This is a genomic window from Pseudomonas frederiksbergensis (assembly GCF_000802155.2).
In the GTDB taxonomy this organism is placed as follows: Bacteria; Pseudomonadota; Gammaproteobacteria; order Pseudomonadales; family Pseudomonadaceae; genus Aquipseudomonas; species Aquipseudomonas frederiksbergensis_A.
The window spans coordinates 24,512-38,957 of record NZ_JQGJ02000013.1; the positions used below are offsets into that span (position 1 = coordinate 24,512).

12 protein-coding genes are annotated in these 14,446 nt (G+C 53.6%); 8 read left to right on the top strand and 4 right to left on the bottom strand.

All coding sequences use genetic code 11. From position 1 onward, the window contains the following. Positions 1-82: 82 nt before the first annotated feature. The 8 genes from JZ00_RS21135 to JZ00_RS21180 all read left to right on the top strand — a co-directional run bounded on the left by JZ00_RS21135 (position 83) and on the right by JZ00_RS21180 (position 11,665). Positions 83-862, top strand: a complete 780-nt coding sequence (locus tag JZ00_RS21135) for a DeoR/GlpR family DNA-binding transcription regulator (protein ID WP_200900496.1) — start codon at positions 83-85, stop codon at positions 860-862. A gap of 1 nt (position 863) precedes the next feature. Then, on the top strand, positions 864-2,696 hold the full coding sequence (glmS, locus tag JZ00_RS21140; RefSeq protein ID WP_039593185.1) for a glutamine--fructose-6-phosphate transaminase (isomerizing): 1,833 nt from the start codon (positions 864-866) through the stop codon (positions 2,694-2,696). A 282-nt stretch (positions 2,697-2,978) separates the two neighbouring features. After that, positions 2,979-3,833, top strand: coding sequence for a TnsA endonuclease N-terminal domain-containing protein (locus JZ00_RS21145; protein ID WP_039593186.1), 855 nt, complete (start codon positions 2,979-2,981; stop codon positions 3,831-3,833). Then, the gene (locus tag JZ00_RS21150; RefSeq protein WP_039593187.1) at positions 3,830-5,998 is read left to right on the top strand and encodes a Mu transposase C-terminal domain-containing protein; all 2,169 of its coding nucleotides are present in this window, start codon (positions 3,830-3,832) and stop codon (positions 5,996-5,998) included. The genes JZ00_RS21145 and JZ00_RS21150 overlap by 4 nt, the downstream gene beginning before the upstream one ends. Continuing rightward, a complete protein-coding gene (locus JZ00_RS21155) occupies positions 5,995-7,455 on the top strand; it encodes an ATP-binding protein (RefSeq protein ID WP_039593188.1) in 1,461 nt (486 codons plus the stop codon). The genes JZ00_RS21150 and JZ00_RS21155 overlap by 4 nt, the downstream gene beginning before the upstream one ends. A gap of 16 nt (positions 7,456-7,471) precedes the next feature. Then, positions 7,472-9,139 carry a TnsD family Tn7-like transposition protein gene (locus JZ00_RS30415; RefSeq protein ID WP_082112117.1) on the top strand — a complete coding sequence of 556 codons (1,668 nt, stop codon included), beginning with the start codon at positions 7,472-7,474 and terminating at the stop codon, positions 9,137-9,139. A 374-nt stretch (positions 9,140-9,513) separates the two neighbouring features. Next, positions 9,514-11,145 (top strand): TniQ family protein, encoded by a 1,632-nt coding sequence (locus JZ00_RS30420; RefSeq protein WP_230082024.1) that lies wholly within the window; start codon positions 9,514-9,516, stop codon positions 11,143-11,145. Between the two features lie 187 nt (positions 11,146-11,332). Next, positions 11,333-11,665 carry a DUF2790 domain-containing protein gene (locus JZ00_RS21180; protein WP_039593249.1) on the top strand — a complete coding sequence of 111 codons (333 nt, stop codon included), beginning with the start codon at positions 11,333-11,335 and terminating at the stop codon, positions 11,663-11,665. Positions 11,666-11,970: 305 nt separating this feature from the next. Here JZ00_RS21180 and JZ00_RS21190 read toward each other — a convergent pair whose 3' ends face one another. The 4 genes from JZ00_RS21190 to JZ00_RS30960 are packed head-to-tail and all read right to left on the bottom strand — an operon-like array spanning position 11,971 to position 14,435. Continuing rightward, on the bottom strand, positions 11,971-12,438 hold the full coding sequence (locus JZ00_RS21190; RefSeq protein WP_039593193.1) for a DUF411 domain-containing protein: 468 nt from the start codon (positions 12,436-12,438) through the stop codon (positions 11,971-11,973). Then, positions 12,428-13,231, bottom strand: coding sequence for a c-type cytochrome (locus tag JZ00_RS21195; protein WP_039593194.1), 804 nt, complete (start codon positions 13,229-13,231; stop codon positions 12,428-12,430). The genes JZ00_RS21190 and JZ00_RS21195 overlap by 11 nt, the downstream gene beginning before the upstream one ends. A gap of 9 nt (positions 13,232-13,240) precedes the next feature. After that, complete coding sequence (locus JZ00_RS21200; protein ID WP_039593195.1) at positions 13,241-14,215, bottom strand: copper resistance protein B; 975 nt, start codon at positions 14,213-14,215, stop codon at positions 13,241-13,243. After that, on the bottom strand, positions 14,187-14,435 hold the full coding sequence (locus JZ00_RS30960) for a hypothetical protein (RefSeq protein WP_143170045.1): 249 nt from the start codon (positions 14,433-14,435) through the stop codon (positions 14,187-14,189). Before JZ00_RS30960 ends, JZ00_RS21200 begins: the two co-directional genes overlap by 29 nt. Positions 14,436-14,446: the final 11 nt, after the last annotated feature.

The window sequence follows — 14,446 nt, forward strand, 5'->3', positions numbered from 1 at the left end:
GAATTTTTCTCCCCGCGCCTTGACGACATCGCTTCAATAGGTTTTGATTGCTTACGTTATCTTTCGAATCGAAACTTAAGCCATCATGTCGAAACGCAACACGCCACAGCGCCGTCATAACATCCTTGCGTTGCTCCAAGAGCAGGGCGAGGTCAGTGTGGATGAACTGGCCAAGCGCTTCGAAACCTCGGAGGTTACGATTCGCAAGGATTTAGCCGCCTTGGAAACCAATGGCCTGCTGCTGCGTCGCTACGGTGGTGCGGTGCCGCTGCCGCAGGAGTTGGTGGCCGATAACGGGCAAACCGTCTCCAAGTACAAACAAGCCATTGCCCGGGCCGCCGTGAAGCGGATCCGCGAGCACGCGCGCATCATTATCGACAGCGGCAGCACCACGGCGGCCATGATTCCGCAACTCGGCCAACAGCCGGGCCTGGTGGTGATGACCAATTCCCTGCACGTCGCCAATGCCTTGAGCGAACTGGAGCATGAGCCGGTGCTGTTGATGACCGGTGGCACCTGGGACCCTCACTCCGAGTCGTTCCAGGGACAAGTCGCCGAGCAGGTCCTGCGTTCCTACGATTTCGACCAGTTGTTCATCGGCGCCGATGGCATCGATCTGGTTCGAGGTACCACCACCTTCAACGAACTGCTGGGCCTGAGCCGTGTAATGGCTGAGGTCGCCCGCGAAGTGATCGTGATGGTGGAGGCCGACAAGATCGGCCGCAAGATTCCCAACCTGGAACTGCCGTGGAGCAGCGTCCATACCCTCATTACCGATGATCGCCTGCCCGTGGAGGCACGCGATCAGATCCAGGCCCGCGGCATCAATGTCATCTGCGCGTCTGTCAGCCAGGAGAAATAGCATGTGTGGAATTGTCGGCGCCGTTGCTGAACGCAACATCACGGCCATCTTGCTGGAAGGTCTCAAGCGTCTCGAATATCGCGGCTACGACAGTGCCGGTGTGGCGGTATTCACCAACGACGAGACGCTTGAGCGCATGCGGCGCCCGGGAAAGGTCAGTGAATTGGAACAAGCGCTGGATGCCGAGCCGCTGATCGGTCGCCTGGGCATCGCCCACACCCGTTGGGCCACCCACGGCGCGCCATGCGAGCGAAATGCCCATCCGCATTTTTCCGGCGACCTGGCGGTGGTGCACAACGGCATCATCGAGAACTATGAAGCCCTGCGCGAGCAACTCAAGGCACTCGGCTATGTGTTCACCTCGGACACCGACACCGAAGTCATCGCTCACTTGCTCAATCATAAGCTCAAGGACCTGGTGGACCTGAGCGTGGCGCTCAAGGCCACTGTCAAGGAACTCCATGGCGCTTATGGCCTGGCGGTGATCAGCGCGAAACAACCGGATCGCCTGGTAGCGGCCCGCAGCGGCAGCCCATTGGTGATCGGCCTGGGCCTGGGGGAGAACTTCCTGGCTTCCGATCAACTGGCGCTGCGTCAGGTCACTGACCGCTTCATGTACCTGGAAGAGGGCGATATCGCCGAAATTCGTCGTGATAGCGTGCAGATCTGGGACCTTGACGGCAAAGAAGTGGTGCGCGAGGTCGTGCAATACCGCGACGGCGCCGAAGCTGCCGAGAAGGGCGAGTTCCGCCATTACATGCTCAAGGAGATCCACGAGCAGCCGGCCGTTGTGCAGCGCACCCTCGAAGGTCGGCTGAGCCAGGATCAAGTGCTGGTCCAGGCCTTCGGCCCTCAAGCGGCCGAGCTGTTCGCCAAGGTGCGCAATGTGCAGATCGTGGCGTGCGGCACCAGTTACCACGCCGGCATGGTTGCGCGTTACTGGCTTGAAGAGCTGGCCGGTATCCCTTGCCAGGTCGAAGTCGCCAGCGAGTTCCGCTATCGCAAAGTCGTCGTGCAGCCTGATACCCTGTTCGTGACCATTTCCCAGTCCGGTGAAACCGCCGACACCCTGGCCGCGCTGCGCAATGCCAAGGAACTGGGTTTCCTCGCCAGCCTGGCGATCTGCAACGTCGGCATCAGCTCGCTGGTGCGCGAATCCGACCTGACCTTACTGACTCAGGCCGGTCGCGAAATCGGCGTGGCGTCGACCAAGGCGTTCACCACGCAATTGGTGGGCTTGCTGTTGCTAACCCTTTCGCTGGGCCAGGTGCGCGGCACGCTGGCGGAGGGCGTCGAAGCCAAGCTGGTGGAAGAACTGCGGCGTCTACCGGCTCGCCTGGGTGAAGCCTTGGCCATGGACAGCATTGTGGAAAAAATCGCCGAGCTGTTCGCTGAGAAGAACCACACCCTGTTCCTGGGCCGCGGTGCGCAATTCCCGGTGGCGATGGAAGGGGCGCTGAAGCTCAAGGAGATTTCCTACATTCACGCCGAAGCCTACCCGGCCGGCGAACTCAAGCACGGCCCGCTGGCGCTTGTGGATAACGACATGCCGGTGGTAACCGTCGCGCCGAACAATGAGCTGCTGGAAAAGCTGAAGTCCAATCTGCAGGAAGTCCGCGCCCGTGGCGGCCAACTGGTGGTCTTCGCCGATGAGAAGGCTGGCATGACCAACGGCGAAGGCACCCACGTTGTGCACATGCCGCACATTCACGACATTCTGTCGCCGATCCTCTACACGATCCCGCTGCAATTGTTGTCGTACTACGTGGCGGTGCTCAAGGGGACCGATGTGGACCAGCCGCGTAACCTGGCGAAATCGGTCACGGTTGAGTAAGAACGTCACGCGGGGTGCGCCCCGGTGGTTTTGAACAATAAGGATTGACACAAAACAATAAAGTTTGACACTTAAGAACATAGATTGACACAAGGCTCAAACCCCCGTATCTACGGGGGTTTTCCTGTCCAGGCTTTTCCTTTGGTCTGGATTCATCGCTTCAACTTTTACCGGGTGTAGTCTGGAAAATGTTTTGAATACGGCCGCTTTGGCAGTCGTGTCCTTCTACGACTTTTTCTCGACGCGAGGTGAAGCGGTCCGCATCGACTGAGGAGGCGTGGGTTGCGAGGTCGTAAATTTGCATCACAGCAGGACATTGAACGGCACATTGCAAATGGATTTGGCGAAGGCGCCGGGGCAAGCTACGTGCCTTGGCTGCGGGTACAAGATGTCCCGTCGATTGGTCGTTCGCACAAGATCCAAGGTGTGAGGATCGAGAGGATTCATCACCTCCTGTCAGATCTCGAGCGTTCTTACTTTCTTGTGTGTGAATTTTCTGAAGACGTCGTGGATATCCGGGAGCAATACCCGTTACTACCCACAGAGCGTGCGCAGGCGATAGCGTCGGCGATCGATGTACGTTATCCAAGATACCCTAGAACAACACTGCCTTATGTGATGACAACAGATTTCCTGTTAACTGTTAAGGACCCGAGCGGAAACTTCAAATCGGTAGCGAGGACGGTGAAGTATCGTTCCGATTTAGTTGGCAGCGGCAGTAAAAGAACGCTTGAAAAACTTGAGATTGAAAAGCGCTTTTGGGAAAGCCAAGGTGTTGATTGGAAAATCGTCACAGACGAATTTGTGACACGGGATTTGATCAAAAATCTTGGACTTATCAGAAAATACTCGAAGCTCTCTCGTGATTTAATGAAAGCCCCGTTGCATTCGAATTTTATCGAGTGCCTAGCAAACTCCCGGGAATATTCGTGGACCTTGGCCACCTGTCTAAGAAAAATAGCGTCCCTTCTTTCCATTTCCTACATAGACGCTCAAGCAATTTTCTTCCATCTGGTTTGGAACAAAATACTGAAAATAGATTTGGTTAACACTCCTCTCCACCTTACTGGTCTAGTCCCTGACTTCGAAGTTTCCCCGAGCCCTGTCCAAGTATCGTTGAAGGAGAAAATGTCATGACTGTTCTCGTTAATGACGTCTTCGAGCCTGTAACCGATCTGTCGGTCATCGCTACGATAGCCAGGCTCCTTTACCACGATGAAACGCAAGACTTAGCAGTTGTGATAGATCTAGCTGACCCACCCCGACAGCCGTACGCGGTTGGTCTGGAGGAGCTGCGTCGCTCGATAGCGTCTGGTCACACCAAACCAGCAGCCATTACCACACCAGAGTTTATGCTTGTGCTTGAGGAACAGTTGGATGAGAGAGCCAAGCAAGGCCGGGACGAAAAGTGGGCCGTCATCGCCCCTCTGCTAGATCCTGAATACCCAGGACAAATATTTGTACGAGGTGAGTTAGGCCGACTTGTTAGCAAACGGGCGTCAGAGCTCGGAATCCAGCGGAAAACCATCTATCGGCTTCTTTACCGCTATTGGTCTTATGGTCAAGTTCGCAACTCATTGCTTAACAATTATACGGCAGTAGGTATTGCCGATAGAAAATATGATCCGAGCAGGCCACCAGGGCGAAAGCCTAAATTTCAAGGCGTTCTTACTTCGCCTTCCAAGATGCTCAGTGCCGTTGATAAACGATGCATCCGTGTTGGATATGCTCTTTATGTAAGAGATAAGAAATCTTCTATTTCGAGCGCATATGACGAAATGTTGAGACGATTCTACTCTGTCCGAGACATCTCCAAAAACAGTGAAGAAGAGCTTCGTTTGTTGCCTAGTTCAGAACTCCCCAGCTTGAGGCAGTTCCAATATTGGGGACAGATTTTTTTCGACGAGATTGCAACCGAGCGTGGCCGTAAAGGGTTGAGAAGGTGGTTAAAGGATTGCCGTCCGCTTTCAGGTACCGTTCGCGATTGGCTGCGTGGACCCTGTCATCAGTTCGAAATCGACGCAACGATTGCCGATATTTATTTGGTCAACAGCTACTCTAGACGGATGCTCATTGGTCGGCCCGTCGTTTATATCGTAGTGGATAGTTTCTCCGGAATGATTGCTGGTCTCTATGTAGGATTGGAGGGCCCTAGTTGGAATGGGGCGAGACAAGCGCTGTTCAACGCGTTTACCTCCAAAGTCGAGTTCTGCGCTCAGAACGGCGTTGAAATCAATGCAGATGATTGGAATTGTCACCACCTGCCCCACCAGATTTACGCCGACCGGGGAGAGATGCTGTCACTCGCAGCAGAGGGGTTATCCTCAGGATTGGGAATTGAGATGGGCACTGCTCCACCTTATCGGCCTGATTGGAAGCCTATGGTAGAAAGTCGGTTTGGCATTTTGAATGATTTGACGGGTATCAGATGGCTACCTGGCGGGGTGGCTGCGCGGGACAAAGAGCGCGGCGAGCGAGATTACCGGCTCGATGCCACGCTGAATCTCAAAGAGTTCACCCAAATCCTCATTAATTGCGTGCTCCACTATAACCGGCACCATCGACAGCCTGACCGACTGACTCAAGCGATGATGAATGACGGCGTTGAACCTACGCCCAACGGGATATGGAATTGGGCCTGCGACAACGACCTGATGGAATCCAACAAACGTCCCGACGAGCTGGTTTATCTCCACCTTTTACCCCGTGAGCGCGCGACCGTTCAAAAGGGCGGAGTGATGTTTCGCGGCATGCACTACGTGTGTGATATGGCCATAGAGAAAGATTGGTTTGCCAAGGCTCGCAAAGGGGGCGTTTGGTCAATAGAGTGTTGGTTCGATCCGAACTCTGCGGCACACATTTGGATTCAGGGAGAGGCCAAGCAGTTTATCCGTTGTGATCTTCGACGATCGGATGCCGGTTACGCGAATTACCGCTCGGACGAGATTTTTGATCTGCTCGAAGCCTATCGCCAAAAACCGCCTACTCGCCGGCGAGCCGAGCTGGAAAGCCGTGTGCAGCTTAGCGATCAGGTCCACCAGATCATCAGTCATGCACTCGCAGAACGAAAACTGGAACCTGCTCCGCCCACCAAGGCAGAGGCCACTGGAAACATCCGCGAGAACCGCGCAGAAGAACGTCTCCGTGAGCGTGAAAATGCGGTTGTTCCTGAAGGCGTCAGGGCGGAGCCAGCTTCACTTCAATCTGAATTGACACCGAAAGCGCATGATTCATATGCCGGCGAGCGCACTGCGCAGGTTATCGATTTGCTCAAAAGAATTCGGCCAGGACAGGCAAAATGAAAGGTGCACAGACGTTTGCCAATTACGTCAGACAGGACATTAGTGAGTATGCGGGTAACCCGCTTATCGAAGCTTTGCCTCCGATATTGTCAGAGGCGGCGGCTGTTGAGCTGATCTCGAATTTTCCTCAGCCGGTGGATCCGAAAGAGCTGACTCTCGAAGGAGCCACTCGAATTCACTGTATCGACCGGCTAAGAACCGTGGTACAGCCGTTCTTGCTACATCTGGAATTGGAGGCCCTGTTCTCACTGCTCATTCGTCGAGGGTATGTTGGGCGTAACCCGATGTCGCCCGCTACCGTCCGGCATTTGCATTCTTTATCTGGGGCTCAGCGTTACCACGATGCGTTCAAGTCCACTGCAGAAACGTTTACCGTCGTTGGCCTGAGCGGCATTGGCAAGTCAACGGCACTCCACGCCATTTTGAGCCTTTATCCACAGACAATCCGTCATGAGCGCTATGAGGGAAAGCAGTTTGTTCATACCCAAATCACATGGCTGAAGCTTGACTGCCCTCGGGATGGATCGCTGGCTGGATTTTGTCAGCAGTTTTTTTATGCGGTGGGTGACGCTCTAGGAGACAAGGACTACCACAAGCGCTACAGGCATCGAAACATCAATGATGCGCTGCAACAGATGGAGCAGGTGGCCAGCACATTTTTCATCGGCGCCTTATTGATCGACGAGCTGCAAAACCTCCACCTGGCGAAAACCGGTGGTAAGGAGAGCATGCTGAATTTTTTTCTGCATTTGGTAAACAACATTGGTATCCCGGTCGTTTTCAGTGGCACGAATTCGACGATTAGCTTGTTCTCTGAAGCCATGCGGACTGCCCGCCGAGTCTGTGGTGCCGGTACGCTCGAATTCAAACGCTTCGAAAAGGATGATGAGGAGTGGCGGTTGTTGGTCGAAAATCTTTGGAGCTATCAGTGGTGCAAACAGACTGCTGAGCTGACCGACGAGATTTTTGACATGCTGTATGAGCACACTCAAGGCGTCACAGATTTCCTGGTCAAGCTGCTGGTATTGAGTCAGCGTTATGCGGTCCAGAGTGGCTCGGAGTGTTTGACTGCTGAGATCCTGGTGAAGGTAAGCAACTCAAAAATGCAGATTCTAAAGCCAGCCCTTTCAGCTCTGCGTAGCCGAGATCCGAAGCGGATGCGGCAGTTCGACGATTTGCTGCCGATTGAGGATCAGCTGAGCGAAATGATGGTCTTCGATGGTTTGGCACGAGAGGATCGCCTTGCCTTGCTTCGAAGCGTTGTATCCCGTGAGAAGCCGGCAGACCCATCTCCAAGCATCCTTGCGAAAGACCACCCATCGCCGATTGCTACTGCTGTGGAAAGCTCAGAGGCTAAAGCGCTTAGCGAACATGACGCTCCCCTCGACGCTCTGCGCGCTGCGGGCTGGCTCAACGAGGACCTGTTTGAGTTCTCACCGATGTATCACAAAGCGTGAGTCAGAGGGTGGTGAAGTGCACCTTAAACTCCATTTCTTCCCCGCCGCGTTTCCCGACGAGACGCTGCACAGCGTGATTTCTCGCTACACCCGTCTTTGTGGTGTTCGTAATTGCCAAGCAGCATTTGCCGGACTGAAATCGGCGGCAGCATTTTCACAAAATGTGGCATTCCCGAGCCATCTAGGGGATTTTGTCGACGCGCTACCCAGCGGTACCGAGCTATCGGTAGCCGAGGTCCTCATGCGCCACACATTATTACCCTACTATGCGCCGTTTTTGAGGATGAGCCAGGTTGAACACGCTCGGACGCTGATGACCGCTGATGGGAAAGGCTTGATGTTAAAGCTGGGCGTCAACGCGAGCCGTATTGGATTCGCCTCCCGAGTGCGGTTATGCCCAGAATGTATCGCCCAAGATCAGGCTCAACGGGGAGTCGCTTACTGGCACAGGGTCCACATGCTTCCAGGCGTGCTGGTATGTCCGCATCACGGCACGTCACTCAGGATCCTTGATCCTCGCTGGTCCAGCCGCAGCTCTCGACAACTCAATCTGCCCAATGATGGGAATGTGCAAGCACACACAGTACTCCTCGACACCCCGTTGCGGTGCATGGCGCCGCTTCACGAAATAGCTTTGCGCTCACTTCAGGTCCTTGAGTCTGAAGTCACTGCTTTGTCGGCGGAGGCGGTGCGCTGCACGCTTTTACACAGGGCAACGCAGCTCAACCTTGCTTCTGATAACCATCGCTTGCACCTGCACATGCTGGCGGAGCACATGACCGATTTTTTTGCCGCACTCCCGCAAGAATGGGAATTTTCTATACTCGGGGAAGTTCGTGCAGGTACACCCGCCTCATGGGTCACCAAGCTGCTTCGTACGCCTATAACCTCCCACCATCCGCTCAAATACATTTTATTGGCTGGTGCTCTGGGCATTGACATGGTGAGCTTGCTGCATGGCCAATGCCCTGTGAAACAGGCGGTGGCATGTGGCCCGGAAGCTCACATTAGACTTCCCACGCGTCCTTCTGCGGTGATGCCTGGTCAAGGCCTGGACTGTTCGTCAGCCGCTGTGTGGAGACATGCTCTTGAAGGAGCTGATGCCAAAAAGATCGCTGCGGTTCTAAGCGTTTCATTGGCGTATGTCTATCGTCACATCCGAAATGTACCTGGCGGGCAAGATGATTGGAGGGAGGCACGATTTCACATTGAGCTATGCGCAAGACGCGCGGCTTTCGAGGCTGATTATCGATTTTACAAAGCACATGCATGCAGGGGGTATGCGTGGCTGTATCGCCACGATAGGCAGTGGCTTTCGGAGTCTACTGCAAACCCAAGCCCACATCGTACGCCTCGTCTAAATAGCACCGAAATGTTCGCTGCCCTCGATGCGAGACTGGCCGGCGAAGTCCGTCAGTGTGCTGACGCGCTTTATGCTCTTGCGGGTAAGCCTGTCCGCATTTCGCGTACGAGGATTGGTCGTGAGCTTCATGTCCTATCCCGCTTCGAAAAACAGCTCTGCAAGCTTCCTCTCTGTGCAGCGATGCTCGACAAAGTATGTGAACCAATCGAAGGCTTTCACGATAGGCGTCTGCGATGGGCTAGATGCCAATTGCTCTCGGAGGGCAAGCCTGTATCACGTTCTTCGCTCTACCGGGTCGCGAGCATTCGACCCATGCTGTAATCCAGCTGGACATTCCCCCTCCATCTAAAAAAGTTCTAAATCAATTCACCATAAACCCATTATTTTGCTGTTAATGAAAAAATTCACCTCCAGAAAAGGTCCGGCATACCATCACGATCAGCATGTAAACGTACTAACCCGCGATCAACCGAAATAGTTTTGCAACCGGCATGGGCTGACCTACGCGGGTTTATCGATACGTGTTTTGTATTCGAGGAATACGGGCGCGGCAGGATTTAGATGAATTCACTACGATTCAAAGTTGAGCGGCTGTGTCATTTTCAAATCCAGACCGGATACAGAATTTTAGGGGTTGCATATATACTGCCCCCGGATGCACATTCTCTTCGAGCCCTACCTTTAATCGGTAAATGATGTCTGATCTATTATTTTTCCCCGTTTCGATGCCGGATGAAATGCTTTACTCTCGTGTCACCCGATATCACTATCTGTCAGGTAACAGAACCGCGACGGAAACCTATCGCGATTTGTTCGCATCGAAACCCTTTTGCATCGGTGGCATCGTACCCAAGCAGATCGAGAGGCTCGCGCACAGGCTGCCGGGGCAATCGGAGAGCAATCTCGCAGAGTTGATCAGTAGCAATACTACTTTTCCTGCTTACCGGCCGTTTCTTGGCGTTAAGCAGGGGCCGGAGAACGACGTAGGGCCACTGGGTTATGACGGGGTGGTACGGGTGCCCCGCAGAGAAGAGTCCACCCATGGCAAGGCTAAGCTTTGTCCTACCTGCGTTCAGGAAGATCTGATTGAGCGGGGTTCTGCCTACTGGCATCGATCTCACCAGATACCCGGTGTTGCCGTCTGTTGGCGTCATGGCGACGCATTGATCCATGCCTGCCCCGAGTGCTCTCGCCCGTTCTACCGTAAATTGAAGCTGCTTCCCAATCTGACTGAGCCATGTGCATGCGGCTGGAGCCCGTTAAACAGCGCAGCAATACACAAGGGGTCAAAGATGGAACAGAAAGTCGCTCTGTTCGCACACGATATCCTGCAACGCAATATCCCTCCGATAGGCAGTACGGTATTGAGTTCGTGCTACGTCCGCCAATGCAAGAAGCGCGGATTCATTTTCGGAAAAAATGCGGGTATTGCAAAACTGTTCGACAGCATCCAAAGCGCTTACGGCGACGAGCTTTTGGCGCAAATTGATCCGGCCTATAACACCGGGAAGCATGAGCAATGGATCCGGCTCAAATCAGACAAAGGTCAGCTAAATATGCCGCTCGCGCGGCATTTGATCATTGCTCTTCACTTGTTTTCCAGTGCAGATGGCTTTGAAGAGGCTCTGAAAAATGAGTCTATCCTGCTGAGTGCCGCTGTTTCTCCGCGAGCGCCCAAAGTCGAAGAATCGCGTCTAAGCCAAAAAACTAGATATCGCCAAAAAATCGAGTTGCTTTTAGCGCTACGTACCGATGCCGATATCGAGTACCTCTGGAAGAAGGCGTACAAACCTACGCAATGGATTCTAGAAAATGATAACGCATGGTTAATGGCAAAACTCCATGCACCTAAAAAAGCTACAGTTAAGGTCGAAAAGTCCATCGACTCAAGAGACGACGCCTATGCAGCCCTTATCGAAGCGGGCGTAGATGAGCTGTATAAAGTTACGAAAGATCCGAAGAGAGTGAACATTCGGAATTTACAATCGCTGCTCCCAGGTTCGTTACCTCATGAGCTGGATCTACGCAAGCAGAGGTTCCCTCTTACTTATCAACAGATCAAGATTCATCAGGAGTCAGTATGGCATTTCCGTCTAAGAACTTTAGTGTGGACTGTCTCTGAACTCATCAGGATGAAGCTCCCCGTGAATTACTCGACGGTAAGATTGACCTCAGCGGTATCAAGCAAGGTTTTCCTGGCTTTTTGCAGTTTCTTCGAGTGGGATCTGGAAAGCCTGGCAAGAACCGGGGTCGACGCGGAGGTCCTGCTCAGGTCTACCGGCGTATCGAGGAATTGGGAGGGACCACCGGTTCAAATAAGCTTTTGAGGGCATCTTTGTTCCGTCACCGTCTGCCAACCTTGGGTGTTAACAAAAATCCTATCTGGCTTGAAAGCGTAAATGCGGGGTAGCGTCCACCTTTCACATTAGTAACCTTCGCGGCAGCTTTCTGAAAGCTTTCACTTGTTACTCTTTAACTCAGTAAATTGAGCTTTAGGAGAAAATCATGAAAGCAATGACAGCAGTGAAAGCGTTTTGCGCCGCTTCGATTTTGACCTTATCTTCATTAGCCATGGCTGAAGGAGGCGGTGACCGCGTGTATGGTCGAATGATGCAAGAGAACCAACAAGCAATGGAGCAATATGCCTCAAGGAACGGCAAGACTCCTCCTGAAGTTGTTCATTATGAATATGGTATGAACCTCGATATCCAGAAGGTCGTCAGTGTCACGCAAGCCAATAAAACCTGTGGGGTTGCTCCTTCACGCATGACCTATGAAGACTCTACGGGCAAGCTTAACACCGTGGAATATAAGGTCATGGCCGACAACTGCCCCCATGGAAGCTAGACAATGAAAATTATTTAAGAACTGCATAATTTTCCTTTGTCCGAAACTAGCTTACTGCTCGCTGACGTAGAAGTAATTTTCAGGAAAGCCTGAAGTTATCCACTTTATGAAATCATGTCCGTCAGTCGAGGGGTTTCTAACGTGCAGTAAACAATTGCTCGACCACCTGATACATCCCGCCTCCTTGTTTTTCCTTTGGTTTGGGAGGTGGCTTAGGCGCCCTAGTGGCGCCTTTTTTACGTTCGAAATGAGCTATGTCCTCTGCACGGCCATGACCTTCACCATGCAGGAGCGAGATTAGAAGATCAGTTTTCGGGGTATTCAGCGACGACGTGGTCTGTGCCTGCCTTTGACAAGCCGATTACCTTATACGCGTCATGTTTCCCGTCCACTTCCATTCCTGGGGAGCCGGCCGGCATGCCTGGAACGGCAATCCCGAGCAGGTCATCACGTTTGCTCATCGCAATGATTTGCTCGGCGGGCACGTGACCTTCAACAAACTTTCCGTTGATGGTTGCTGTGTGACAGGACGAGAGCTCAGGAGAAATTCCGAAACCGCGCTTGATCGCGCTCATGTTGGTTTCCACGTGATCAACGACGGTAAAGCCGCTGGCTTCAAGGTGCTGGACCCATTTCTTGCAGCACCCGCAATTAGCGTCGCGATGTACATCGATCGTCAATGGCTCTGCTGCGTGACTGGCTGAACTGATGAACAGAGCCACGAAAGCAGCGAGACGAAGTGCCCGTCTGCGACGAAGAGAATTATTTCGCATGGGTATGTTCCTTCCCATCAGTATGTGTATGTGATTTGGGCTGTACGGTTGGAGTCGGGGCCGCGTCATCTGAAGCTTCCCTACCCTTATGATCGGCGTGGTCAGCAGGCTCCTTTGCAGATGGCGCTGCGGAGGGGCCATGGGCATGTGCCGTGTTTTTCTCGTCATCATGAGCGCGGACTTCCGCCCTTTGGTCGGCAGCACCTGCGCCACTTTGCCCCTGGATCGTTCCATGCTGACCCTCATGGTTGTGCATCACGCTTTCGCCACCACCGTGTTGATGGCCACTGCTACTCGTGATCAGAGCTTTGTATTGCTCTGCATCCAGTGACGGAAGCTGCTGGAGAAATGCAACCATCCCCCATACGTAGGGATCGGCCATGCTTTTGCCCCACGCGGGCATGCCGGTGGATTTGATTCCGTGTTTGATGATCCAAAAAGCTGCAGCTGGGTGCCCGTCGACGCCCAGTTTCGAAAGATTCGGAGGTGCAGGGTAAAGGCTGTTACTCAGTTCGGTGCCTGCAAGCCCCGGAGCCAAATGGCAACCGACACACATCGAGTTGTAGTTGCCAGCACCTTCACGGATGAGAGCTTCTTGGCTCAGGTCGGGGACCTGAATGTCGCGCGAGCGCACGTGTATCGAGCGATCCCGAGCAATAGAAAGTAGCGCGTAGACGGGGGCAGAGTGGGGATCATCCGCCCCGACATTGATCACGCCGAAATACACCACGCCGGCAGCCGCTGCTACGGTGGCCAGACCAGCAGCTATTAGTGCCTTCAGTGTAATCTTCATGCCCGGTTCTCAGAACCACATCCGTATACCGGCGACAAAGCGTGCCTCGCTGGCATCTTCACCTTCCTCACGTGCAAAGTCTGCCGTATTGCCATAGGAACGGCTCCAACTCACCCCGATATAAGGGGCAAATTGGCGGACAATCTCATAACGCAATCGGAGCCCCACTTCGGTGTTGGCTAATCCGGACCCGATGCCGCGCTGAGGGTCATTCTTCCCATAAAAATTGACCTCGGCCGTCGGCTGCAAGATCAATCGATTCGTCAGCAGAATGTCGTAATCGCCTTCCAGTCGAGCAGCCGATTGACCGTTCTCACCGATGTAGGCAGTTGCTTCGGCCTCGAAGTTGTAGAGGGCCATGCCCTGAATGCCGAGTGCGGCCCAGGTTTGAGGGGACCCTGGTTTGAAATCCTGTCGTACACCGGTGACGACGTCCCACCACGGTCCGATGGAGTGCCCCCAGAGCGCGGATAATTCAGCGCTTTCCGTCACGCCATTGGTACGTTCGCCTTCCGAGCGCAACCACAGTCGATCAATGTCACCGCCGATCCATCCTTTCGCATCCCAGGCCAACGCACTACCGTTGTCAGCATCCTGGTATTCAAACTTATCCAGCAGCATGAAAGAGTTGATTGTTTTGTCGTGGACACCATGACCAGCGACATCTGGGAAGGCGGCTGCACGGTCAGCATCGGTAAGAACGGGGATAGGGGTTCGACTGGTTGTCGTCGTCCCTTCATCCATACTTTCCATGCCGGTCATTTGACCGTCGTCCATTTTCATCTTGCTGTGCTCCATAGCCCCCATGTTGCTATGGTCCATCGCTCCCATGGAGCCATGGTTCATCTTGGAGTGATCCATCTCTTCAGCGGCGTGAGCCACGGCAAAGAAGACAGGACTCGTAGAAACTGCCAATACCATCAACGTTGGGCGTAAAAAATTCCTGGTCATGATCTCAATCCGCCTTCTTGTTTTCTTGGTCATGATCCATCGACTCATGGCGCATCTTGGTATGAGGCATCGTCGCGTGATTCGGCGTTGCCTCGTTTGACGTGGTCGCAGTCTTGTTCGGCGCATCCGCAGAAGTAGCAGGTGAAGGATCACCACGTTCTTCGACTGCCAATGCTACGCAGGAGAATCCACCCATCAGGCCAAAGGCAAAGAGGCAACCGACCAGCGATTTACGATTTAGGTGTGTGCTCACAGATCGTCTCC